The 25,543-nt window shown below is 32.8% G+C and carries 23 protein-coding genes; 13 read left to right on the forward strand and 10 right to left on the reverse strand.

The window, feature by feature from the left end:
* Window positions 1-70: 70 nt before the first annotated feature.
* From pyk to IQ05_RS04525, 5 genes are all read right to left on the reverse strand, one after another.
* The gene (gene pyk / locus IQ05_RS04505; RefSeq protein WP_144890370.1) at window positions 71-1,501 is read right to left on the reverse strand and encodes a pyruvate kinase; all 1,431 of its coding nucleotides are present in this window, start codon (window positions 1,499-1,501) and stop codon (window positions 71-73) included.
* 5 nt (window positions 1,502-1,506) lie between these two features.
* The gene (locus tag IQ05_RS04510; RefSeq protein ID WP_144890372.1) at window positions 1,507-1,998 is read right to left on the reverse strand and encodes an IPExxxVDY family protein; all 492 of its coding nucleotides are present in this window, start codon (window positions 1,996-1,998) and stop codon (window positions 1,507-1,509) included.
* A 114-nt stretch (window positions 1,999-2,112) separates the two neighbouring features.
* Window positions 2,113-2,853, reverse strand: coding sequence for a ribonuclease III (rnc, locus tag IQ05_RS04515; protein ID WP_144890375.1), 741 nt, complete (start codon window positions 2,851-2,853; stop codon window positions 2,113-2,115).
* 4 nt (window positions 2,854-2,857) lie between these two features.
* The gene (gene fabF, locus IQ05_RS04520) at window positions 2,858-4,111 is read right to left on the reverse strand and encodes a beta-ketoacyl-ACP synthase II (protein ID WP_144890378.1); all 1,254 of its coding nucleotides are present in this window, start codon (window positions 4,109-4,111) and stop codon (window positions 2,858-2,860) included.
* Between the two features lie 178 nt (window positions 4,112-4,289).
* A complete protein-coding gene (locus IQ05_RS04525) occupies window positions 4,290-4,526 on the reverse strand; it encodes an acyl carrier protein (protein WP_007137004.1) in 237 nt (78 codons plus the stop codon).
* Between the two features lie 176 nt (window positions 4,527-4,702).
* On the opposite strand from IQ05_RS04525, the gene purN reads away from it, so the two are divergent.
* From purN to IQ05_RS04545, 4 genes are all read left to right on the forward strand, one after another.
* Window positions 4,703-5,272, forward strand: coding sequence for a phosphoribosylglycinamide formyltransferase (gene purN / locus IQ05_RS04530; RefSeq protein ID WP_144890381.1), 570 nt, complete (start codon window positions 4,703-4,705; stop codon window positions 5,270-5,272).
* Between the two features lie 5 nt (window positions 5,273-5,277).
* Window positions 5,278-5,757, forward strand: a complete 480-nt coding sequence (gene rnhA, locus IQ05_RS04535) for a ribonuclease HI (protein ID WP_144890383.1) — start codon at window positions 5,278-5,280, stop codon at window positions 5,755-5,757.
* Between the two features lie 95 nt (window positions 5,758-5,852).
* Window positions 5,853-6,776, forward strand: coding sequence for a PfkB family carbohydrate kinase (locus tag IQ05_RS04540; RefSeq protein WP_144890386.1), 924 nt, complete (start codon window positions 5,853-5,855; stop codon window positions 6,774-6,776).
* A gap of 137 nt (window positions 6,777-6,913) precedes the next feature.
* Entirely contained in the window at window positions 6,914-8,812 is a 1,899-nt protein-coding gene (locus tag IQ05_RS04545; RefSeq protein WP_144890389.1) for an amidophosphoribosyltransferase, read from the forward strand.
* A 355-nt stretch (window positions 8,813-9,167) separates the two neighbouring features.
* Here IQ05_RS04545 and IQ05_RS04550 read toward each other — a convergent pair whose 3' ends face one another.
* Together IQ05_RS04550 and IQ05_RS04555 are read right to left on the reverse strand one after the other, a co-directional pair.
* Entirely contained in the window at window positions 9,168-9,776 is a 609-nt protein-coding gene (locus IQ05_RS04550) for a superoxide dismutase (protein ID WP_144890392.1), read from the reverse strand.
* A gap of 319 nt (window positions 9,777-10,095) precedes the next feature.
* The gene (locus tag IQ05_RS04555; RefSeq protein WP_144890394.1) at window positions 10,096-10,779 is read right to left on the reverse strand and encodes a ComF family protein; all 684 of its coding nucleotides are present in this window, start codon (window positions 10,777-10,779) and stop codon (window positions 10,096-10,098) included.
* A 97-nt stretch (window positions 10,780-10,876) separates the two neighbouring features.
* On the opposite strand from IQ05_RS04555, the gene IQ05_RS04560 reads away from it, so the two are divergent.
* Window positions 10,877-12,418, forward strand: coding sequence for a glycine--tRNA ligase (locus tag IQ05_RS04560; protein WP_144890397.1), 1,542 nt, complete (start codon window positions 10,877-10,879; stop codon window positions 12,416-12,418).
* A 52-nt stretch (window positions 12,419-12,470) separates the two neighbouring features.
* Here the strand turns inward: IQ05_RS04560 and IQ05_RS04565 are convergent, their stop codons facing one another.
* On the reverse strand, window positions 12,471-12,824 hold the full coding sequence (locus IQ05_RS04565; RefSeq protein WP_144890400.1) for a hypothetical protein: 354 nt from the start codon (window positions 12,822-12,824) through the stop codon (window positions 12,471-12,473).
* A 477-nt stretch (window positions 12,825-13,301) separates the two neighbouring features.
* Between IQ05_RS04565 and IQ05_RS04570 the strand changes: the two genes are divergently transcribed.
* The 5 genes from IQ05_RS04570 to IQ05_RS04590 all read left to right on the forward strand — a co-directional run bounded on the left by IQ05_RS04570 (window position 13,302) and on the right by IQ05_RS04590 (window position 17,591).
* Window positions 13,302-14,105: a LytR/AlgR family response regulator transcription factor gene (locus IQ05_RS04570; RefSeq protein ID WP_144890402.1), complete on the forward strand. Its 804-nt coding sequence runs from the start codon at window positions 13,302-13,304 to the stop codon at window positions 14,103-14,105.
* Window positions 14,106-14,278: 173 nt separating this feature from the next.
* Window positions 14,279-14,524: a hypothetical protein gene (locus IQ05_RS04575; RefSeq protein ID WP_144890405.1), complete on the forward strand. Its 246-nt coding sequence runs from the start codon at window positions 14,279-14,281 to the stop codon at window positions 14,522-14,524.
* A gap of 38 nt (window positions 14,525-14,562) precedes the next feature.
* Window positions 14,563-14,748 (forward strand): hypothetical protein, encoded by a 186-nt coding sequence (locus tag IQ05_RS04580; RefSeq protein ID WP_144890408.1) that lies wholly within the window; start codon window positions 14,563-14,565, stop codon window positions 14,746-14,748.
* A 103-nt stretch (window positions 14,749-14,851) separates the two neighbouring features.
* On the forward strand, window positions 14,852-16,876 hold the full coding sequence (locus IQ05_RS04585; protein ID WP_244289522.1) for a tetratricopeptide repeat-containing sensor histidine kinase: 2,025 nt from the start codon (window positions 14,852-14,854) through the stop codon (window positions 16,874-16,876).
* Window positions 16,877-16,895: 19 nt separating this feature from the next.
* Window positions 16,896-17,591, forward strand: coding sequence for a response regulator (locus IQ05_RS04590; protein WP_144890411.1), 696 nt, complete (start codon window positions 16,896-16,898; stop codon window positions 17,589-17,591).
* Window positions 17,592-17,745: 154 nt separating this feature from the next.
* Here the strand turns inward: IQ05_RS04590 and thiL are convergent, their stop codons facing one another.
* The gene (gene thiL, locus IQ05_RS04595) at window positions 17,746-18,792 is read right to left on the reverse strand and encodes a thiamine-phosphate kinase (protein WP_144890414.1); all 1,047 of its coding nucleotides are present in this window, start codon (window positions 18,790-18,792) and stop codon (window positions 17,746-17,748) included.
* A 258-nt stretch (window positions 18,793-19,050) separates the two neighbouring features.
* On the opposite strand from thiL, the gene IQ05_RS04600 reads away from it, so the two are divergent.
* From IQ05_RS04600 to IQ05_RS04610, 3 genes are all read left to right on the forward strand, one after another.
* Window positions 19,051-19,926 carry an ABC transporter ATP-binding protein gene (locus IQ05_RS04600; protein ID WP_086455109.1) on the forward strand — a complete coding sequence of 292 codons (876 nt, stop codon included), beginning with the start codon at window positions 19,051-19,053 and terminating at the stop codon, window positions 19,924-19,926.
* 1 nt (window position 19,927) lies between these two features.
* Complete coding sequence (locus IQ05_RS04605) at window positions 19,928-23,575, forward strand: ABC transporter permease/M1 family aminopeptidase (protein WP_144890417.1); 3,648 nt, start codon at window positions 19,928-19,930, stop codon at window positions 23,573-23,575.
* Between the two features lie 78 nt (window positions 23,576-23,653).
* Window positions 23,654-24,577 carry a 1-phosphofructokinase family hexose kinase gene (locus IQ05_RS04610; RefSeq protein WP_144890420.1) on the forward strand — a complete coding sequence of 308 codons (924 nt, stop codon included), beginning with the start codon at window positions 23,654-23,656 and terminating at the stop codon, window positions 24,575-24,577.
* 205 nt (window positions 24,578-24,782) lie between these two features.
* Here IQ05_RS04610 and IQ05_RS04615 read toward each other — a convergent pair whose 3' ends face one another.
* Window positions 24,783-25,541: a DUF2490 domain-containing protein gene (locus IQ05_RS04615; RefSeq protein ID WP_144890422.1), complete on the reverse strand. Its 759-nt coding sequence runs from the start codon at window positions 25,539-25,541 to the stop codon at window positions 24,783-24,785.
* Window positions 25,542-25,543: the final 2 nt, after the last annotated feature.

The raw sequence follows: 25,543 nt of genomic DNA on the forward strand, positions 1-25,543 counted from the left end.
TTTCGGTTTTTTAGCAAAAAAAAACCATTCACATAAGATATGGGATGGTTTAGCTAGGCTGTAATTAGTGTTATTCTATTTCAGAAACTCTCAGGGTGTTTACCATTCCTTTATCTTTAATAGGCATCGCTGCTAGATTGATAAGGAAATCTCCTTTTTGAACAAAGCCTTTTTGTTTCACAATCTCGTTTACATCTGTTACCGTATCATCAGTACTTACATCTTTAGTGTACATGAATGATTTTACACCCCATAATAAATTAAGTTGGGTCAAGATTCTTTCATTCGATGTAAAAACTAAAATGTGTGCATTAGGTCTCCAAGCCGAAATTTGAAAGGCTGTGTATCCACTGTTAGTAAGGGTACATATAGCTTTTGCTTTAATAACATTGGCCATGGTAGCAGCATGATGACAAATAGTTTTTGTAATAAAACGTTTGGTTTTAATTTGAGGGGTATTTTGTGGAACTTGAATTAGCGGAGAATCTTCAACTGCTTCAATAATTTGAGTCATTTTTTGAATAACTTGAACAGGGTAGTTACCCGTTGCAGTTTCACCAGAAAGCATTACTGCATCTGCGCCATCCATTACAGAGTTTGCAACATCATTTACCTCTGCACGCGTAGGAGTCAAGCTAGTAATCATAGTCTCCATCATTTGAGTTGCTACAATTACTGGGATTCTAGCTGTTTTTGCTCTACGTATTAATTCTTTTTGAACTAAAGGTACTTCGTGAGCTGGTAATTCAACTCCTAAATCTCCACGAGCTACCATAAGTGCATCACAATAGGCTACAATTTTATCAATGTTCTCTAATGCTTCAGGCATTTCGATCTTTGCAACAATAGGAATTTTATACTCAGAATGTTCTGCTATTAATTCTTGTAGATCTTGTAAATCTCGTGGCGTTTTTACAAAGGATAATGCAATCCAATCTACGTTTTGTCCAATGGCAAAAATAGCATCTTCAATATCTTTCTCAGTCATTGCTGGAAGGGATATCTTTGTATTAGGTAAGTTTACCCCTTTTTTAGATTTAAGTTCACCACCTTGTATTACTCTTGCAACTACTTCAGATTTTTTATCGGTTTCAACAATTTCAAAAATAAGTTTCCCATCATCAAGTAATATTCTTTCTCCAGGATTTACATCATTTGGAAAGTTTTTATACTTCATAAATACTTTTTTTGCAGTACCAAGAATATCTTCGGCTGTGGTAAATGTTATTAAATCTCCATCATGAACAACAACGCCTTCCTCCATAACACCTACGCGTAATTTAGGACCTTGTAAATCACCAAGAATTGCTGTTGTATAACCAAACTCTTTGTTTAACCCGCGAATAATATTTATTTTTTCTTTTACATCTTCGTAGTCTGCATGCGAAAAATTTACACGAAACACATTGACTCCTGCATCAATCATGTCCTTGATGGTTTCTCTTGTACTACATGCTGGCCCTAGTGTAGCTACAATTTTAGTTTTTTTGTTTGTAAGCATTTGTATTAAAAAATTAAATTGTTTTTAGATTTTATTTTAGTTGTCTCTACGCTGTAAACCGCAGAAACTTTATTTATGGTATTTAATAGTGTTTTTATTTCGTTTAAATTCAAGGTGTCATCTGTATTTTCAATTTTAAAAAAGTAGTCTACTTTTTTAAACTCAGGTAATAAAAATACTTTTGTAGCTACATCCATCTTGATATCAGAAAATAAATTTTGAGAAAATTCTTTTTGTTTCTCTTGTAGCACTTCATTTTTATTTTGGATTAAATCCCAAGAAATTTCATTTTCAGGACCTTCATAGAAAAATCTTGAAAAATTTGTTTCTCCCTCCTTAATCTTAATTTGAATTTCATTGCTACATTTACTCAAATTGATAGGTAATTTTTGATTGATAAAATAAGCCAATCGATAATCTTCTAATGAGGTATGTATAGCAATAAGATGATAGTCTATTGCATCAAATTCACCTAAATTAAGTTTAAGATTTGCCATTTCATCAAAAAATAAGATGTAAATATAGCATTTCTATTGAAGTGTATAGTCTTCTAAATAAGATGTTTTTGTTAATTTATGAACGAAAACGATATAGTTTTATAGAAAATTGTATTATTTTCTGTCCATTTTTTCTTGAAATGCAAAATAAGCGCGTTGGGATGCTTTTTCTTCTGCTTTCTTTTTAGAGGTAGCCCTTGCTTTTGCAATGACTTTATCGTCAATACTGAGTTTAACACCAAAAAAACGTTGGCCATCAATAGAGTTGTCATCAAAAATATCGTAATGAAATATTTTTTTCTCTTTTTGACACCATTCAATTACTAAGCTTTTATAGCTAATTACCTTGCCTTCTAGACGTGCAATATCTACATAAGGAGTAATTACTCTGTTTCTAATGAATTTTTCACAAAACTCGTAGCCTCTATCTAGGTAAATGGCACCTACTAGAGATTCAAAAATATTGCCATGAATATTTTCTCCAAAATGTTGAACAGGAACTTTGCTTTCTATAAATTGAATTAAATTTAAATCTTTCCCTAGTTCATTTAAATGCTCACGACTTACAATTTTAGAACGCATTTTTGTAAGGTATCCTTCGTCACCGGCAGGCGCTTCATTAAATAAATGAGCGGCAATAACCGCGCTTAACATAGCATCCCCTAGAAACTCTAGGCGTTCATAATTGATGGGATTGCCAGATAAATCCAGTCTATTAGATGATCTATGGGTGAAAGCTTTGGTGTAAAATTCTAGGTTTAAGGGAGGAAATCCTAGGATTTTCTGGATAGAATCAAAAAAAATCCCGTCAGTAACCGAACGGGATTTTTTGAATATTTTTCTAATTATATTCATACAATTAGATTTCTAATTTTTTTACCAAAACGCAAGCATTATGGCCACCAAAACCAAATGTATTGCTCATTACTACATTCATATCTCTTTTTTGAGCTTTATTAAATGTAAAGTTCAATTTTGAATCAATGTTCTCATCATCTGTAAAATGATTGATAGTAGGAGGTACTAAGCCGTGTTTTAAGGAAAGTATAGCAGATATAGTTTCTACAGCACCTGCAGCACCTAATAAGTGACCTGTCATTGATTTTGTAGAATTTAAATTCATGCTATAGGCATGTTCACCAAATACATGAAGAATAGCTTTTGACTCTGCCATATCACCAAGAGGAGTAGATGTTCCATGCATGTTTACACCATCTACATCAGAAGGTTGTAATCCAGCATCTCTAAGGCAGTTTAGCATTACATTTTTAGCGCCCAATCCCTCTGGATGTGGAGCAGTAATGTGGTAAGCATCTGCCGACATACCGCCACCACCTATTTCGCAATAGATGGTTGCGCCACGAGCAATAGCATGTTCATATTCTTCAAGAACCAAGGCGCCTGCTCCTTCTCCTAGAACAAAACCATCTCTGTCTTTGTCCATTGGTCTTGAGGCCGATTTTGGATCGTCATTTCTTGTTGATAGTGCGTGCATAGCATTAAAACCTCCCATACCAGCAATTGTTACTGCAGCTTCAGAGCCACCTGTAACCATAGCATCGGCATGACCAAGTCTAATATAATTGAAAGCATCTATAATGGCGTTTGTAGAAGAAGCGCATGCAGAAACAGTTGTAAAGTTAGGTCCTCTAAAACCATATTTAATGGAGATATGTCCTCCTGCAATATCAGCAATCATTTTTGGGATAAAGAAAGGATTGAATTTTGGCGTCCCGTCTCCTGAAGCAAAATTAAGAACTTCAATTTGAAAAGTTTCTAATCCGCCAATTCCTGATCCCCAAATAACGCCCACGCGGTCTTTGTCAATTTTCTCCATATCAAAACCAGCATCTTTTACTGCTTCTTCAGATGCAACCATGGCATATTGAGCGTATCGGTCCATTTTGCGGGCTTCTTTACGGTCAATGAAATTTTCAACATTAAAGTTTTTAACCTCGCATGCAAAGTGAGTTCTAAATTTAGAGGCATCAAAGTAAGTGATAGGTGCAGCTCCGCTAACGCCATTTATTAGCCCGTCCCAATACTCTTGTACAGTATTTCCAATAGGAGTAAGAGCGCCTAATCCTGTTACTACAACTCTTCTTAATTCCATAAATTCTTTGTTATGTTATCTTTAAACAAATAAAACCCACGCTGATACAGTATGAAATACTACAAAATAGCTATGGGTAATATAATAATATCTTTTGGATTGGAGTTCAATCTTGAATTTAATATTTTTAAAAAATAATAACACCCGTTCACATGAATGCAAGCGGGTGTTTGATTTATTATTTTTTAGCTTCCTCGATGTAAGAGATTGCTTGACCTACAGTAGCGATGTTTTCTGCTTGATCGTCTGGAATTTGGATATCAAATTCTTTTTCGAATTCCATAATAAGCTCAACAGTGTCTAATGAGTCAGCTCCTAAATCATTAGTGAAGCTTGCTTCTGTTACAACTTCGTTTTCGTCAACGCCTAATTTGTCTACGATAATCGCTTTTACTCTTGATGCAATGTCTGACATAATCTTTAATTTTAGAATTTAATTTGTTGGCAAAAATAAAAAACTTTATTTTAAAACAACTATTTAGTTAATAAATGTGACATCTAATTTATGAAATATATTTTGACAAAGGTGTCACAATGTTATTTATTTTCAATTATTATGCTTTTTTTTGTGGCTTCAAATAGAATGTAATTATGAAAAAAATCGTGATTTTTGCCTCGGGATCGGGTACAAATGCTGAAAATATTATCCAATATTTCAAAAAAACTAGCTCAGCACGTGTTGCTGCAGTTTTTACAAATAATCCTAAAGCAGGTGTGATTACGAGAGTTCAAAAATACAATTTACCAATAGAGATTTTTACCAAATCACAATTATTTGAAAACGAAGTACTACAAAAAGTTCAAGCTCTCCAACCAGATTTGATTGTTTTAGCTGGTTTTTTACTCCAATTTCCTTCAAATATTATTAATGCCTTCCCAAATAAAATTATAAACATTCATCCTGCATTATTACCTAAATATGGTGGAAAAGGAATGTATGGGATGCATGTGCATCAAGCAGTTCTTGACAATAAGGAATTAGAAACGGGAATCACGATACACTATGTGAATGAAAATTACGATGAAGGCGCGATTATCGATCAACAAAGAGTTGCATTATCTGCGGTAGATACGGTTCCAACAATCGCCGAAAAGATACATGAACTAGAGCAAGAATTTTTCCCAATTATCATAGAGCGCATTTTAAACCAAAGTATATAATTGTAATGGGACACGATGTACACATATATACAGATGGTGCTGCCAAGGGTAACCCAGGAAATGGCGGCTATGGAGTGGTAATGGAATGGGTAGCAAAACCGTATAAAAAAGAATTTTATGAAGGTTTTAGGCGAACTACGAATAATAGAATGGAATTACTAGGCGTAATTGTAGGACTTGAAAAATTAAAAAATCCCAATACGAGAGTATTAGTAGTTTCGGATTCTAAATATGTCGTAGATTCTGTAGAGAAAAAATGGGTTTTAGGCTGGGAAAAAAAAGGATTTGTTGACAGGAAAAATGCCGATTTGTGGAAACGGTTTTTACTAGTATACCGCAATCACAAAGTCGATTTTAAATGGATCAAAGGGCATAACAATCATGTGCAAAACGAAAGGTGTGATGAATTAGCCGTTATGGCATCCATGCAAAAACAACTTTCTGTGGATGCTTTTTATGAAAAAGAGGAGGCTAAATTGTTGTAAATATGTTGTTTAAATTGGCAAAACTTTACATGTCTTGCGCTTTGCAACTTTATAACTTATAAACTATCTTTGCCCCTTAATTTGAAACGTATATAATGAATAAATTATTGATTGTTGGAACAGTAGCTTTTGACGCAATTGAAACTCCATTTGGGAAAACGGACAAAATTTTAGGTGGTGCAGGAACATATATTGGTTTGTCTGCTTCTTTTTTTAATGTGCAATCAGCCATTGTTTCTGTAGTTGGAGATGATTTTCCTCAAGAATATTTAGATTTATTAACTTCAAGAAATATTGATATCTCTGGACTAGAAGTAGTACAAGGTGGTAAAACATTCTTTTGGAGTGGTCGTTACCACAATGACTTAAACTCAAGAGATACACTAGATACTCAATTAAATGTTTTGGCTGATTTTCAACCAAAAGTACCACAAGATTATAAAAATGCTGAGATTGTAATGCTAGGGAACTTACATCCATTAGTACAAAGCAGTGTTTTAGATCAAATGGAAACACAACCTAAATTAGTAGTGCTAGACACAATGAATTTTTGGATGGATTGTGCTTTACCTGAATTGCTAGACGTAATCAAGCGCGTTGATGTAATCACTATCAATGATGAGGAAGCGAGACAACTTTCTGGAGAATATTCTCTTGTTAAGGCTGCTGCCAAAATTCAAACTATGGGTCCTAAGTATGTGGTAATTAAAAAAGGAGAGCATGGCGCACTTATTTTTCATGATAAGGAAGTTTTCTTTGCTCCAGCATTACCATTAGAAGAAGTGTTTGACCCAACAGGAGCAGGAGATACATTTGCAGGAGGATTTGCAGGTTACTTGACACAAAGCGAAAACATCTCTTTTGAGAATATGAAAAATGCTATCATTCAGGGTTCTAACTTAGCTTCTTTTTGTGTAGAAAAATTTGGTACCGAGAGAATGCTAACTTTAGAGAAAACCGAAGTAGTGTCTCGATTAAAACAATTCAAATCGCTAACACAATTTGACATAGAATTATAATATCTTAAAACCTCGGAAACGAGGTTTTTTTTGTATAAAAATAGTAGCAGGAAATTTTAGTTTTTACTTTTGTAAAACATAAAACTTATGTTTTACTAATTTCAGAATATCACAACAACACAACAAATTACACTACAATGAGCGATGCTTTACAACATGAATGTGGAATAGCTTTAATTAGATTACTTAAACCGCTTGAATATTATAAAGAGAAATATGGAACCGCATTTTACGGAATCCAGAAAATGTATCTTTTGATGGAAAAGCAACACAACCGAGGTCAAGATGGTGCTGGTTTTGCAAGTATTAAACTAGATGTAGAACCTGGTGAACGGTACATCAGTCGTGTACGATCAAATCATGCGCAGCCTATTCAAGATGTCTTTAAACAAATAAACGACAGAATAAACGAAGAAATGGCAGCGCACCCTGAGTATGCTGATGATGTGGCTTTACAAAAACAAAAGTTACCGTACCTTGGTGAATTGTTCTTGGGACATGTGCGTTATGGAACTTTTGGTAAAAATAGTATTGAAAGTGTTCACCCATTTTTACGTCAGAATAACTGGATGCACCGTAACTTGATCTTAGCAGGAAACTTTAATATGACAAATGTTAAAGAGCTTTTTCAGAATTTAATAGATCTAGGACAGCATCCAAAAGAAATGGCTGATACTGTGACCGTAATGGAAAAAATAGGTCATTTTCTTGATAATGCAGTTACAGATTTGTATCAAGATTGCAAAAACGAAGGATTGAGTAAGAGAGAGGCATCACCTGTAATTGCGGAACGATTAGATGTCGCTAAGATTTTAGCACGCGCAGCTAAAAATCTAGATGGAGGATACGCCATGGCTGGACTTTTAGGTCACGGTGATTCTTTTGTATTTAGAGATCCTGCTGGTATTAGACCTGCATATTTTTATCAAGATGATGAAATTGTGGTAGTAGCATCAGAACGACCAGTTATTCAAACCGTGTTTAATGTTCCCTTTGAGTCTGTACAAGAAATCGAGCCAGGAAATGCCCTGATTATTAAAAAAAATGGTACGATTTCTATGAAAGAAATTTTACCTCCAACGGTTAAAAAAGCATGTTCTTTTGAGCGCATTTATTTTTCAAGAGGTAGCGATGCCGAAATTTACCAAGAAAGAAAAACTCTAGGAAGATTAATCTTGCCAGCAGTTTTAAAATCCATAGATGAGGATACTGACAATACCGTTTTCTCTTATATACCCAATACGGCTGAAACCTCGTTTTACGGATTAGTAGAGGCCGCTCAGGATTTTTTAAATCAAAGGAAAAATAATTTCATCTTAGAAAATAGAAATAATTTAACTAAGGAAACGTTACAGGAGTTGCTTTCGGTTAAAATACGTACTGAGAAAGTAGCTATAAAGGATGCAAAATTAAGAACTTTTATTACTGAGGATAGTAGTCGTGATGATCTTGTAGCGCATGTATATGATGTAACGTATGGTGTGATTAAACCCACAGACAACTTGGTTATTATTGATGATAGTATTGTAAGAGGTACTACTTTAAAAATGAGTATCATCAAAATGATGGATCGTTTGAATCCAAAACGAATTGTAATTGTTTCATCGGCTCCGCAAATTCGTTATCCTGATTGTTACGGTATTGATATGGCGAAACTAGAGGGATTAGTGGCTTTTAGAGCTGCTCTTGAGTTACTTAAAGAAAGGAATTTATATCATATTATAGATGAAGTGTATGCTAAATGTAAAGCACAAGAAAATTATAAAGATAATGATGTTGTGAATTATGTAACGGCTGTTTATGCTCCTTTTGAAGCTCAAGAGATTTCAGATAAAATTGCTGAAATGTTAAGTTCATCAGAAATAAAAGCCGAAGTGAAAATTATCTTTCAAACCGTTGAAGATTTACATATAGCTTGTCCAAAAAATTTAGGGGATTGGTACTTTACTGGGGATTATCCAACTCCAGGAGGGAATAGGGTAGTGAACCGCGCTTTTATGAATTTTTATGAAGGTAAAGATGCACGAGCATATTAGAAATAAGAATAAAAGAGGTTTTAATCGATTTTATAAGTTGTTCATCTAATTTATTTGACTAAACAATATAAAATATATATATTTATATCACCATAATATTAGTAGGTTAAATTTATGGTAGATTTGGGGCAAAAAGGGTGGAAGCAATTCCACCTTTTTTATTGGAATAAAGTTAGGGAAGAAATTATAATAAAGAGGAAAGAATAAAGAAAATAGACTAAAGAAAAAAGACGAATAAGCCAAGTGTTTGTTCGTCTTTTTTAATAAGGAATAGTAATACTTTTTTAGATAAAAAAAATAGACAAACAACTTTTAAGTCATTTGTCTATTCTCTATATTCTAATCTCTTAAAAGATTATTTCTCTAAAGCATATCTTCTGGAAACTTCAGTCCAGTTGATTACGTTGAAAAATGCTTCAATATAATCAGGTCTTCTGTTTTGGTAGTTTAAGTAGTAAGCATGCTCCCAAACGTCCATTGCTAAAATAGGTGTTCCGCCACAACCTACACCTGGCATTAATGGATTATCTTGGTTTGGTGTACCACAAACTTCTACTTTTCCGCCTTTTTGTACACAAAGCCAAGCCCATCCTGAACCAAATTGTGTAGCCCCAGCTTTGCTAAAACTTGCTTTGAATTCTTCAAATGTTCCAAAAGCGGTTTCAATTGCAGCAAGTAAATCTCCTGTTGGTAACCCACCACCATTAGGTGTCATCACTGTCCAAAATAAGTTATGGTTGTAAAATCCACCACCGTTATTGCGTACTGCAGCGTTTTTTAAATCAAGATTGATCAAGATATTTTCAATGGTTTTACCTTCCATGTCAGTACCTGCAATAGCTGCATTTAGATTGGTTGTGTAAGCATTATGATGTTTAGAATGGTGTATTTCCATTGTTCTAGCATCAATATGTGGTTCTAATGCATCGTATGCATAAGGTAATTGTGGTAATTCAAAAGCCATGATATAATTGTTTTATAAGTGAATTAATATATTATTCAAATTTAAACATTAAAGTTTGGAAACGGAAATTCTATTTCGTTATAATTTCATTAAATTAATTTATTAAGTACTATATTGCTGTGTAAGTAGTAATAAATCAATGTTTTACAGGTGTTCGTAAAGGCGCTGAAGGTAATTGTTGATTAAAATGTTTAAAATGTGTTATTTATAGGTGGTACTATTTTTATTCCATTAAAGACTAAAAATATATCTAATAGGGTAAGTATTTAATTTTCAAATGTGGATTTTAAACCCTAGATAAATTAGCGCTAAGATTGATTTAGGATTGCGCCATAGCCATACAAACAATACTTATTTTGGCTCCAGGAATTTTCAACAAAGCTCTTGAGCATGCCTCAAGTGTGGCTCCAGTTGTAATCACATCATCAATTAGTAGAAAGTGCTTGTTGTGATCTTTTTCATCAAATACAACATCAAACACGCTTTCTATACCCTCAGTACGACCTAATAAGTTTTTTTTTGATTGTGTTTTTGAGTATATATTTCTGTGTAAAATAGTATCGTTGTAACTAATTTTTAAGTTTGATGAAAGTGCTTTCCCAAACGTAGTAACTTGATTATAACCCCTTTCTCTAAGTTTTTTCGGGTGTAAAGGAACAGGTATAATGGCATCTACATCTTGTAGAGCTTCAACTGTTTTTAATTCATGTGCATACCAATCCCCTATTAGCGTTCCTACTTTTTCATGACCCTTGTATTTCAAGTTGTGAATGATTTGCTGTACAATGCCTTTTTTTCTAAAATAAAATAAAGCTGATGCATGAATTACAGGAATTCGTCCATAGAATTTTTTGAACGCTTCATTGTTTTCCATCAAATGATGATTTGTCAAGGGAATGTTGTGTCTGCAAAGGGTACAAATCACTAATTCATTGGCAACCAAAAAAGAATCGCACCCTGAACAAACTTTTGGAAAAAAGAGATTTATAAAGCTTTCAAACATATAATCAGGTATTTATTGATAAAAATAAACAAATCAATGGTCCATTGACTCATAATTTTCTTTTTTTTAAGTTCACTTTTTATATTTTTGCAGTACTATGGCAAAACAAGAAGATTTATTTAAGAATGTAGTTTCGCATGCAAAAGAGTACGGATTTATTTTTCCGTCAAGCGAAATCTACGATGGTTTAAGTGCAGTCTATGACTATGCACAAAACGGAGTAGAATTAAAAAAGAACATACGCGAGTACTGGTGGAAAGCAATGGTGCAAATGAACGAGAATATTGTAGGCCTTGATGCTGCAATATTGATGCATCCTACCACCTGGAAAGCCTCAGGTCACGTTGATGCCTTTAACGATCCTTTGATTGATAATAAAGATTCTAAACGTAGATATAGAGCCGATGTTTTAATAGAAGATTATGCCGAAAAATTAAATTTAAAGGCAAAAAAAGAAATCGAAAAAGCAAAAGTTCGTTTTGGAGACGCTTTCAATGAGCAAGAATTCATTACGACTAATGCTAGAGTGGTTGAATATTTAGCCAAAGAAAGAGAAATTCTAGAAAGAATGGGCCGTTCTTTGGGCAATGGCGATCTTGAAGATGTCAAAGCTTTGATAGAAGAATTAGAAATTGCTTGTCCAGAATCTGGTTCTCGTAATTGGACCGAAGTGCGTCAATTCAACTTGATGTTTGGTACTAAATTAGGGGCCTCAGCAGATACGGCAATGGATTTATACTTGCGTCCAGAAACTGCTCAAGGTATTTTTGTAAACTTCTTAAATGTGCAAAAATCTGGACGAATGAAAGTTCCTTTTGGAATTGCACAAACCGGAAAAGCGTTTAGAAACGAAATCGTAGCGAGACAATTCATTTTCCGTATGCGTGAGTTTGAACAAATGGAGATGCAATTTTTTGTACGTCCAGGCGAAGAAATGAAGCATTATGAATTTTGGAAAGAAGCCCGACTAAAATGGCATTTATCTCTAGGTTTAGGGAAAGAAAGATACCGTTTTCACGATCACGAAAAACTAGCACATTACGCTAATGCTGCTGCTGATATAGAATTTGATTTTCCTTTTGGATTCAAAGAATTAGAAGGAATTCACTCTAGAACTGATTTCGATTTGAAAGCACATGAGCAATTTTCAGGTAGAAAATTACAGTATTTTGACGCTGAATTGAACCAGAATTATGTGCCTTATGTGGTAGAAACCTCAGTTGGTTTAGACAGAATGTTCTTAGCAGTCTTTGCAACTTCGTTAAAAGAAGAAACGCTTGAAGATGGATCTACTAGAACAGTGCTGAAATTACCTTCAGTACTTGCTCCTACAAAAGCAGCTATTTTACCATTAGTTAAAAAAGACGGATTGCCAGAAATCGCTAGACAAATTATTGAAGATTTGAAATGGGATTTCAGTGTATCGTATGATGAAAAAGATGCGGTAGGGAGACGTTATAGAAGACAAGATGCATTAGGCACACCATTTTGTATAACAGTAGATCATCAAACTATTGAAGATCAAACGGTAACCATACGTCATAGAGATACTATGAAACAAGATCGTGTGGCTATTGCGGATTTAAAAGCCATTATTGAAAATGAAGTTTCAATGAAAAACTGGTTGATGAAAATGTAATACACGATAATTATAGTATAAAAAAAGCTTCTCGATTGAGAAGCTTTTTTGCTTAGAAACGGTAACCGAGTGTTATACCACCACGCGGAACAACATCATAAACGTTATTGTTAAATAAATTTCGACCTACTCCTGCATTGATTTCAAAGACAAAGCCACGTTTGTGCACCCACTTTGACCCAAGACCAAAACCTAAGGCAAAATCAGTGAGCCTTTTTTCTCGTACGTTATAATTTTGACCATCATAATAGAAATTTGATTCTACCTCAGAATTTATCATACCAAATCCTTCTACAAAGAATCCAGCAGCTGGTTTTTTTCCAAAATAAGCACGGTAATATGGGGTTACATAATAAAAAGAATTAACATCTTCTCTTTTTCCATAAAAAAAAAGATATACCAACACCTGAATCCTCTGTGATCAGCCGTTCATATGTTATTTCTACAATACCCGCTATTAGTAATACAGCATTTCCTTTAATTTCATTTTTCTTGAAGGTTGAAACTTCTTTTTCTTGGCTAAACGCTATACAGCAGTAAAATAAACATAATAAAGTAGTTATTTTTCTCATGATTTTTTTTGATAAAAGTAAGATAAATTTTAATTAAAAATTATTTTCACTAAAATATTTTAGAAAAGAGATATTTATTTTCCCCATAAATTTTGAGTATAAATCTTAGAATCATAACTAGTAGTATCGTATTGTAGAATAATTCAAAAAAAAATAAAACGTTATATTGTAAAGTTTTTCAATGAGGAAAATGTTTTTTGAACTTGGTATAGGATATTTTATACTTTTGTTTTTAATTGTCGTTTAAAATACCACTTTTGAAAGTGCTGAAAATATTGAATTGTAGAGGATTATCAATTACAAACCCAAAAATGCCATATAAATACATAATTATAGATGACGACCCAGAAAGTCTCTTGCAAACTAAATTGGTTGCAGATGGATTTCAGGAACTTTGCTATGTGGGTTCCTCCTATAATGCCACTGACGGCTTAGATCTTGTATTAGAGTGCAAACCCGATATTATTTTTATAGAAATAGACCCAAAAGACTGCAAATCAAATTTGGCGTTGCATTTTATAGATTGCCTTTATAAATATTTGAGTGTCATGCCCATTTTTGTAGTTACTACTCGTGATAAAAAACTGGCGTATGACTCTTTTCAATATGGTGTTAGGGAATATTTGATCAAACCTATTGAGCCTTCTACTATTGTAAAATTTTTGTTGAGGTTAAATAAAAAAATAGAAAAGGAAGGAATTACAAATGAGATTGCAACATTTCACCATCAGCAGTTCCCTGTAGTAAGTTCAGTATCTGAAGTTCAATCCTTGCGTTTGTGTATTAAATCCTATGGTGACTACCGGTACATTGATGCAAAAGACATCTGTTTCCTAAAAGCAGATAATAATTCTACAGACATTCATTTGAACAATGGGGAACTAATAACGGCTTTTAAAACACTAAAATATTTTGAAACAGTTTTGTCTCAACCCTTCGCGAGGATTCATAAAAGTTACATCGTAAACAGAAACTACATTTCTAGAATTCACAGCGGGAATGCTCTTTGCTATATAAAAAACTCCAACGCACGCATACCTTATTCTAAAATGTACAAAGCGAATGTTGACCAAATTATCACTGATTTTGCAAACGGGAATTATTTAGAAATATAAATTTCCACACTTTACCCAAGTTTCGTACCCGTACACTCGTACACAGACTTGTTCTACCATTAACCCATTTTTATTGATTGTTGTTTACTTTTTGTATAGTAGTTTTACCTCAAGATAAGCTGTTAATCAGCGCTGTAAAGAGTTAAAATAATATAAATATAAAACCCCAAATCATGAAAAAATCAATTGCTACATTAGGATTATTCACGTTATTAATGGTACTTACTTCAGTAGAATCAAACGCGAAAATTACTCCATTAAGTAATAACAACGGACAAATTGAGATTTTGAATTTAAATACGATGAAGTTGGATATTACTGGTAATGCTTCAGTTGGGGGAAACAAGAAAAACGATACGCCTCCTCCGACTGAACCTACTTTATTGGACAAAATATCTGATTGGTGGGATAGTTTATAAAAAGATATAGCAGATACAATTCTTTAAAAAAATTAATAATGAAAAATACAATTATAACAACTGTTTTAATAGGATTAGTATTGGTGTTAACCTCCTTTACCTTTAAGCAAGAATCTGCTCCATTAATAATGAATGCATCGAAAGTGATGACTTTTAAAATAGAAAACGTAAATATGGATCTTATCGCAAATGCATCTGTAGGAGGAAATAAAAAGAATGACTAGTACCTTGTACTGTTAAAATTTATCAAAGCTGTCAAATACATGACAGCTTTTTTTTTTGACGACCATATAATTCCCTATTTTTGGTATTATAACTCATCGCCCATTGAAGCCTACTTTTTATATTATTCTTTTGTTTCTTATTTTGGGTGTGAGCTGCACTCAAAAAAATACAGTTTCTAAAAATGAAGAGAAACCAAAAGATAGTTTAGAGATTTTTTTCTCCTTGGCTAACAATTTTGATTTATCTCTAGATCAAAGACAGCAGTACATACAAAAAGCTTCGGCAATAGTCAAACTTCAAAATAATGATTCTGTCTACCGAACAAATTTATTTAAAATAGCCAATCGATATTATAACTTAGATCGTTTTGAGGATTATAAAAAAACGGTTACTTATATTATAAAAAAATCTGAAGCCAAACAAGATGCTCAAAGTGTAGCAAAAGGAAATGCTTATTTAGGCGACTATTTTCTTTTGAAAGAACGGGCAGACAGTGCTTTTTATTACTACAATAAAGCCGAAAATAAATATTTAGAGTTAAATGATACCTATAATGTTGCGTTAACGATTCTTAATAAAGCCACGTTACAGTATATGGAAAGCGATTTTTTAGGAGCTGAAATGGCAGTTTTTAAAGTTTTAAAAGTTTTAAAAAACACAAATTATAACGATATTTTATACGATTCTTACAATCTTCTGGGTCAGATCTATAATGAACTTGAGGATTACAGCAATGCTATCGAGTATCATAACAAGGCATTATCTAGTATAGATGATAAACTAATGAAATCGTTTGCTCAGCCAAAAGCAACTTCTTACAATAACATTGGATTTGTATATCAAAACAAGAAAATGTTTCGTGAAGCAAAAACATATTTTGAAAAGGGACTAGAACAGAAAAATGTTTTTAAAGATAAGCCCGCTTTGTTTGCTATGTTGTTAAATAATTTAGCCTATACTAAATTTCAACTTAAAGAGAATGAGGGGTTACCTCAATTGTTTTTTCAATCTTTAAGGATAAGAGACAGTTTGCAAATTACTACAGGTATTATTGCAAGTAAAATTAATATTTCAGAGTATTTTTTGTCAAAAAAGGATACTCTAAAAGCTTTACAATTTGCTAATGAAGCATTGTATTTATCTAAAAAAGCAAACAATTCTCGTAGTACATTAAATTCATTAAAGCAATTGTCTTTGGTAGACCCTAAAAATACAGCATATTATAGTAAAGAATATATTGTAGTTAGTGAAAGGAGACAAAAATCAGATCGTGCTATAGGAAACAAATTTTCTCGTATAGAATTTGAAACAGAAGAAGTTATTGAAAAAAATGACTACTTAACCACCAAAAACCGAAATTTATTATACGGTTTGATTTCATTTGTAACAGTAGGATTGTTGCTTTACCTAGTTAAAAATCAAAGAAATAAAAACAAGGTGTTGCTTTATAAACAAAGACAACAAAAAGCAAATGAAGATATTTACAATTTAATGATTTCGCAACAAAGTACGATAGACTTAGGGCGAGTTAAAGAAAAGAAAAGAGTAGCTCAAGAGTTGCACGATGGGGTTTTGGGTAGAATATTTGGTCTTAGGATAAACTTAGACACCTTGAACCAATTTGATGATTCAAATGCTATTGAAAAACGAAATGAATACTTAGTAGAACTGCGTAACATTGAGCAAGATTTACGGGAAATATCACATGATTTAAGCAGAGAGAATAAAGAGTTGATCAATAATTTTGTAGTCATTTTACACAATCTTCTTGAAGAACAAAGAAAAACTTTTTCTACAAATTTACACGCAAGTATTGACAATGCTATTGATTGGGACGCAATAAGTAATTCTATCAAAATCAATATTTATAGAATTGTGCAAGAAAGTTTACAAAACATAAATAAATATGCACATGCTAATTCCATCCATGTGAAGTGTTTAAAAAATGAGGATCAACTAATTTTAGAAATTATTGATGATGGAATTGGTTTTAACACAATCAAAGCAAAAAAAGGAATAGGTTTGCAGAATATCAGGTCAAGAGCCTTAGATTGTAATGGGACTGCAATAATTAATTCTATAATTAGTAAAGGGACCCATATTACAATTACAATACATTTAGTATAAACATTAAATACTAGAAAAAATGACAATTGAAGCCCCAGCTAAAATTAAATTTAATAATAATATTTTAATCGTAGATGATCATCCTTTTATAATTGAAGGGTATAAGAATGCTATTACTCGCTATAAAACCGATGAGTACACATTCATGATTGATCAAGCTAAAAACTGTGAAACAGCCTATGATATTATTACTAATCCAGAAACGGCTCCTTTTGATATTGCTTTCCTTGACATCAGTATGCCTCCTTTTGAAAGTAAAAATATTTTCTCAGGTGAGGATTTAGCTAAGTTACTCCAAAGATACATGCCTAATTGTAAAATTATTTTACTGACTATGTATACTGAATTATTGAAAATCAAAACGATTGTTAAAACCATCAATCCAGCTGGTTTGATTGTAAAAAATGATCTTAATTTTGAAGTTTTGATTTTTGCAATTGACACGATTATCAACAATAAAAAATACTATAGTGATTCTATTGTACGTATGTTGGAATTAGTAGATGCAGATGCTGTTGAGATAGACGTTTTTGACAAACAAATATTATTTCACTTATCTAAAGGAACAAAAAAAAGCGAATTAACACACTATATTCTTTTATCAGCAGGTGCCATTGAGAGAAGAAAGAAAGATTTAATGTTACTCTTAAAAATTGAAAGCGGATTAGATAAAGATCTGGTTCAAGAAGCTAAAGCAAAAGGATTGTTGTATTAATTTTTTGATGCCAATTTTATTTTGAATCAACATCAAAGGGCATTAGTATACATCAATACTATATAGAGATTCTTTTTATCAGATAAAAAATGCCACAAAAAGTCTTGAACTTCTTGTGGCATTTTTAAATAGGTTCCGTTTTATAACCGAATAGTCATTCACTTAAAGCATCCCATCCACGGGCTTTGAGTGGAATTTTGGTATTTGCACGAGTGATTAAATGAATTCCTTCACTTTCTTGGGTCATGTGACCAATAATTGTAAAGTTCGGATTGGCTTTTATTTTCTCAAAATCTTGTATTGAAATGGTAAATAACAACTCGTAATCTTCGCCGCCATTGATGGCAACAGTGGTGCTATCAATATTAAACTCTTCGCAAACATTGATAAACTGAGGGTCAATAGGTAATTTATCTTCATATAAATTACAACCTACTTTTGATTGTTTGCAAATATGCATGATCTCTGATGATAATCCATCTGATATGTCAATCATAGCCGTAGGTTTTACTTCTAGGGCATGTAATAATGTGCGCACATCTTTACGAGCTTCTGGCTTTAATTGACGTTCTATCAAATAAGTATAGGCGTCTAAGTCAGGTTGGTTATTTGGATTCACTTGAAACACTTGTTTCTCTCTCTCTAAGACTTGTAAACCCATGTAGGCAGCACCAATATCTCCAGTAACAACTAGTAAATCAGTTTCCTTAGCCCCATTTCTATACACGATTTCGTCTTCATTGGCTTCGCCAATAGCTGTTATACTTATGATCAATCCTTTTTGAGAGGATGTAGTGTCACCACCAATCACATCAACTTTGTATTCTGCAGCAGCATGTGTAATACCAGCAAATAATTCTTCTAAAGCTTCGAGTGGAAATCTGTTGGAAACGGCAACCGAAACGGTGATTTGAGTCGCCTTAGCATTCATGGCACAAATATCCGAAATGTTAACAACTACCGCTTTATATCCTAGGTGTTTTAAAGGCATGTATGCCAAATCAAAATGCACTCCTTCAATTAACAAGTCAGTAGACACTACCACTTTTTTGTCCTTGAAGTCTAAAACAGCTGCGTCATCACCAATTCCTTTTAGAGTAGAAGCTTGTGTAATTTCGAAGTTTTTTGTCAAGTGATCTATTAGGCCAAATTCTCCTAGTTGAGCAATGCTGGTGCGTTGTGGGTTTTTATCTTCTATCATTTAGCAAAGGTACAAAGGATTTTTGTTTGTCGCAAAGACTCAACGTTTCAAAGGATTTTTGAATCATCATAGATCAAAGGATTTATGGTTCTAAAAGTAGGTTTAAGTTAAAAGGAATTCATTTTTTTTACTTTGTTATTGTCATAAGGAACAGCAGTTTGCAATGCGAAAAAGGATAAAATAGTACTAAAAATAAGAAATAATTGGTAACATTTTAGTAAATAAGATACTAATCTGACTTAACTAAACCAATAAATCATGAAGTTAAAGATTAGTAACTTGAGCAAGACGTATAGCAATGGTGTAAAAGCATTGGATAATTTGAATTTAGAAATTGGAACGGGAATGTTCGGACTTTTGGGTCCTAATGGAGCGGGTAAATCTAGTTTAATGCGTACCATAGCTACTTTACAAAAACCGGATTCAGGATCCATAGAGTTTGATGGAATTAATGTTCTTGAAAATCAAATGGAATTGCGTAAAATTTTGGGATACTTACCTCAAGAATTTGGTGTTTATCCTAATATGTCTGCAGAAGATTTACTAGATTATTTTGCCCGATTAAAAGGAATTTCATCTCAAAAAGAGCGAACAGTAATTGTCAAACAAGTATTGGAAGTTACTAATTTGTATGACGTTAGAATGAAAAATGTAAATGGCTATTCAGGTGGTATGAAACAGCGTTTTGGTATTGCGCAATTGTTGTTAAATAATCCAAAGTTAATCATTGTTGATGAACCTACTGCTGGTTTAGATCCTGCGGAAAGACACCGTTTTTTAAACGTACTAAGAGAAATAGGTACAAATCATACCGTTATTTTTTCAACGCATATTGTTGATGATGTAAAAGAATTATGTAATGAAATGGCCATTCTAAATGGTGGAAAAATATTAAATCAAAGTACTCCTAAAGCTGCAACAGCTGAACTTTCAGGTCAAATTTGGACCAAAATTATTGAAAGAGAAGCTTTGGAACAAAACGAAAAAGACTTTAATGTAATTTCTTCTAATTACAACCAAGACAACACGCTTAATATTAGGGTGTATAGTCAGGAAAAGCCAAATGAAAGTTTTGTTCAGGCAGAACCTCAGTTAGAAGATGTATATTTTGTTGCACTAAAAAAAGACCTATAAAATGTTTGGAACCTTATTTACTTTTGAATTAAAAAGGTGGCAAAAAAATCCAACTTTTTATATATACGCCGGAATTTTCATGGCATTTTCTATGTTAATGATGGCTAGTAGTCTTGGAATTTTTGATAGTTTTAAAACTACTACGGCCTCTAACGCTATGGCAAATTCGCCTATAGCATTAAACAATATGTTAAACGCATTGTCAGTTTTCATTTATTTTTTATTGCCTTCCATAATAGGTGCGTCTGTTTATCGTGATTTTAAATATAACATGCATTCTATCTTGTTTTCGTATCCATTTAGCAAATGGGATTACTTAATGAGTAAGTTTTTCAGTTCCTTATTAGTTGTTATTTTAATCACCCTTTGCGTTGGTTTAGGTGCTTTTTTAGCTTCATTTTTACCAGGAGTAAATCCACAGTTATTGGGTCCGCATAGTTTTATGGCCTATTTGCAAAGTTACTTGATATTTGTAATCCCTAATTTGGCGTTTTTTGGTGTAATTGTTTTTTCAGTAGTAACAATTACCCGCAATATTTCGGTTGGTTTCATTACTGTCTTACTACTTTTATTTGTGCAAGGTATTGTAAGTAGTTTTACAAAAGAAAGTGAGAATCGATTTTTGGTTGCGCTTTTTGACCCTTTTGGTGGTGAAGCTTTACGTTATTATACAAAGTATTGGACTGTTTACGAGAAAAACGAAAATTTACTGCCTTTTAAGGGAGCTATTATTTACAATAGGGCAATCTGGTTGACTGTTTCTATGGTAATTCTAGGTCTTATGTACCGCTATTTTTCATTTACTCAAACAGCATTAACACTAAGAAAAAGTAAAGATAACGAGCGTATTACAAAGAACAATTTTGGTGGAATCACTAAAGTCAACTTGCCTAAAGTAGGGTATGATTATTCAACCAAACAAAATTTGAAAACAGCTTGGAGTTTATCTCAAGTAGATTTTAAATTTATTGTGAAAAACTGGATATTTATCAGCATTGTGCTTGTAGGAATGCTTTTTATTTTAATTACAGCTTTGTCTTCGGGTGCATTTTTTGGAACAGAAACCTATCCGGTTACTTGGCAAATGCTCGAAATTCCTGGAAGTACTTTTGGGTTGTTTATCAATATTTTAACCTTTCTTTTTTCTGGGATTTTAATTCATCGTGCTACTACCACTAGAATGTTTCATTTAATAGATGTAACTCCTACTCCTAACTGGGTTTTACTTTTGTCAAAGTTTATTGCCATTGTCAAAATGCAAATGGTGTTACTTTTAGTAATTATGTTTTCGGGGATTTTGTTTCAGGTGTATAAAGGTTATTTTAATTTTGAAATAGGTCATTATCTTTTTGAATTGTATGCCTTAAAATGGATAGAATATATAATTTGGGCATTAATGGCAGTTCTTATTCAAACATTAGTTAAAAACTATTTGTTAGGATTCTTTATCCTTTTACTTTTTTACATCGGATTAAGTTTTCTGCCGGCAATAGGGGTTGAGCAACTAATTTATCAGTTTAATAGTGATACGGGTTATAGTTTTTCTGATATGAATGGTTATGGTCACAGATTGTCATCTTATTTTCTCTATAAAATATACTGGTTAGCCCTTGGAATTATTTTCTTTGGTTTAGCATTACTTTTTTGGACTAGAGGTACGGTACAATCTTTTAAGGGTCGTTGGTCTGATTTTAAAATCAGATTTACAAAGCAAATTGCATTGCTACTGGTAGCGTCAACATTCGTTTTTTTAGGAATTGGTGGAGCGTTATATTATCAAGATAATATTTTAAACGAAAATAAAAGCGGAAACGAACAGGAGCTAGAAATTGTAAATTGGGAGAAGAAATACAAAAAGTTCGAGAACAAAATTCAACCAAGAATTACAGATATTAAAATTGATATGGATTTGTTTCCAGAGGAGCGCAATTTTGTTGCTAATGGGAAATACATTTTAAAAAACAAATCAACTCAAATAATTGACTCTATTTTTGTAGATTATAAAGAAGGAACCCAAGTTAGTTTCAATGTCAAAAACAAGCTGGTTTCTAAGGATACACTTTATAATTTTAACATATATAAATTAGAGCAAGCGTTGCAACCTGGTGACTCTATCCAAATGAGCTTTGTTATCAAGAACAAGCCAAATACTTTCTTTAAAAATAACTCTCCCGTTTTATATAATGGAACGTTTATTAATAAGGATATTTTTCCTTCTATAGGATATTCAGCTAAAAGTGAATTGACAGATGATGATGTTCGAAAAAAATACGGACTGAAACCAAAAGATCGAATGGCTAAACCAACAGATAGTATTGCTAGGAAAAACACTTATATCAGTTCTGATGCGGATTGGTTAACATTTGAAACCACAGTAAGTACCTCTGGAGATCAAACAGCTATAGCACCTGGTTATTTAAAAAAGAAATGGCAGAAAAACGGACGAAATTATTTCCATTATAAAATGGATAAAAAAATGCTTAATTTCTATGCTTTTAACTCTGCTCGATATGAGGTTAAACGAGACAAATGGAAAAATGTAAACATTGAAATATATTACCACAAAGGACACGAATACAACTTAAATCGAATGATTGCAGGTGTAAAGAAATCCCTAGAGTATTATAGCAAAAATTTCAGTCCGTACCAGCACAAACAAGTTCGAATTATTGAATATCCTAAAACGCAAGGTCAATTTGCACAATCATTTGCTAATACGATCCCTTACTCTGAAGCCATAGGTTTTATAGCTGATGTAAATGACGACAATCAAGACGCTGTTGATTATCCTTTTTCAGTTACATCACACGAGGTAGCGCATCAGTGGTGGGCTCACCAAGTTATAGGTGGCAATGTTCAAGGGGTAACGTTACTTTCTGAGAGTTTGTCAGAATACAGTTCATTAAAAGTTTTAGAGCATACGTATGGAAAATCTAAAATGCGACGATTTCTAAAAGATGCGCTAGATAAATATTTGAAACAACGAACTTTTGAAAGCAAAAAAGAACAGCCTTTAATGTTTAACGAAAACCAACAATACATTCATTATGAGAAAGGATCATTGGTATTGTATGCCTTAAGTGATTATATTGGAGAACAGAAAATGAACAATACCTTAAAGAGTTATATAAGTAAGGTAGCTTTTCAAGATGCTCCCTATACCAACTCAATAGAATTGGTAAACGAATTGAAAAAAGCAACTCCAGATTCGTTACAATATGCTATTAATGATATGTTTGAGACTATAACTTTATACGATAACAGAATTAGTAACGTGACTTCTAAAAAAATGCCTAATGGCAAATTTCAAGTTACGATTGAGTTTGAAGTTTCAAAGTATAAAGCTGACGAGGAAGGAAAAAGAATCTTCAAAGATCCTAAAGGAAAAACATTAAAGTTCACTAGGAAAGGCGACAAGTATCCTACAGAATCGTTTCCTTTACAAGACTATGTAGAAATTGGAATTTTTTCGGAGCAAACCATTAAAGGAAAAAAAACAGATAAAGAATTGTATCTTAAAAAAATAAAAATTAATACTATTGATAATACAGTGGTGTTAATGGTAAACGAAAAACCTACAGAAGTTGGCGTTGACCCTTATAATAAGTTGATCGATACAAATTCTGATGATAATAGAAGGAAATTGTAAAAAGAAAGCGAAGTCTATATAGATTTCGCTTTTTTTTTGACTAAATTTATATTTCTTTCAACAATTTAATTTGATTACATGAAAATGAAACCCATTGTAACACTAACCATAAATCCTTCCTTAGATAAGAGCACTCATTTCACAGGACTAATTGCAGAACAAAAAATTCGTTGTGAATCACCTCGATATGATGCCGGTGGTGGCGGTATAAATGTGTCGAAAGCAATAGCAAAATTAGGAGGTACGTCCAAATGCATTTTTACTTCTGGTGGTTCTTCCGGCGAATTGCTCGAAGAATTAATTACAAAAGAAGGTTTGCAATTTGAATTGATAAGAACGAAAAGCTGGACACGAGAAAATTTTATTGCTTTTGATTCCGAAACACAATCGCAATACCGTTTTGGTTTTCCCGGAAATGAGTTATCTCCAGCTGAACAAGATGAAATTTTGCAAAAAGTAAAAGATTTAAAAACAGATTATCTTGTCATTAGCGGAAGCTTAAATGAAGGATTAGCAACTGATTTTTACCAACAAATAGCCCAAATAGCAAAAGCTTCTAACATCAAAGTTATTGTAGATACATCTGGTGAACCACTGAAAAAAGTTTTAGAAACAGGAGTCTACTTGATAAAGCCCAACATTGGCGAATTAGCAAAATTAATTGGTGTCGAACGATTAGAATTTCCAGAGGTTGAAACAGCTGCCAAACAATTAATAGAAAATAAAAGTGTCAAAATTGTAGTAGTTTCACTAGGAGCGGAAGGAGCCATTTTAGTCACTCAAGACGAAACACATTTTCTTAAAGCACCAAAAGTAGAAAAGAAAAGCACCGTAGGAGCTGGCGACAGTATGGTGGGTGGTATGGTGTGGGCATTGTCTCAAAATAAAACTTTTGAAGAAGTAATTCGATGGGGAGTTGCGTGCGGAACAGCTGCTACAATGAATGAAGGAACTCAATTATTTAAAGCGGAAGATGTAATACAATTGTTGGGTGAAATGTAAAAAAATAAAACCCAACAACTTTCGTTATTGGGTTTTATAAGAAATCAGTAGGATGGTGTTTTTATAAATACAACTTCATCTACTAGCGCTAATTTATAGCTTACAAAGGGTTTTGGTCAATGGTGTTCCATCATTTTTGTATAATAGGAATGTGAAATAAAGATCTCTTATTTGATCAAAACACTACTTCTTTCAAAGCATAAATTTATTTAAACAAACTAATGTTAGTGATGTAGGATATTCTTACGGTTGGATTACTTTCTTGTAACGTATTGGTGTAATTCCAAATGTTTTGATGGATATAGCTCAGTTGAATTTGTTGGTTTTTATCAATATTATAGCCTAAACCTCCAATAATTCTATTTTGATTAAAAAAAGTTTTTCCAGCATTGGAACCAATATTGAAAAAAGCTTCATCGCCTAGAATCCCGAATAATTTTACTTTGTCCTCTTTCTTAGTTAAAGTATAATTCATCAAGAACATATATCTCAATCTGTTTCTATACTCGTAATGATCAATTGAATACTCTGTGCCATTTTTTACTGCAATTCCAACAAATCTATTTTCATCTCTTAAACGATGCGTGAATTTAAATTTCCCATTCGAGTGAACAAACGTTCCTTGAATCCAAACATGATCTTCAGGAATATCTGTTTTGTTTAAAGCAGGGCTTCCATACACATAGGTGTTGTAGTGTGAATAACCAATGCTACCATTGAATTTTTTAGTAAACTGATAATCAAGAGATGGCCTCACAAAATATTGTTGCTTTTCTGAAACCCCGTTGGCATATCGCATAGTGGCTTCTAATGTAAACGATAACTTTTGGCTTAACATGTTTTTCCCAACATAATGAAACCAAACATCGTTATTACTTGTTTTTACCTGTGCGCTTGAACTATTTGGCAAAAGAATTCCTAGTAGCCCAACGAGAGCTACTAAGAAATGACTATATTTTTTCATTT

This window comes from Flavobacterium tiangeerense (genome assembly GCF_007830355.1).
Lineage (GTDB): Bacteria > Bacteroidota > Bacteroidia > Flavobacteriales > Flavobacteriaceae > Flavobacterium > Flavobacterium tiangeerense.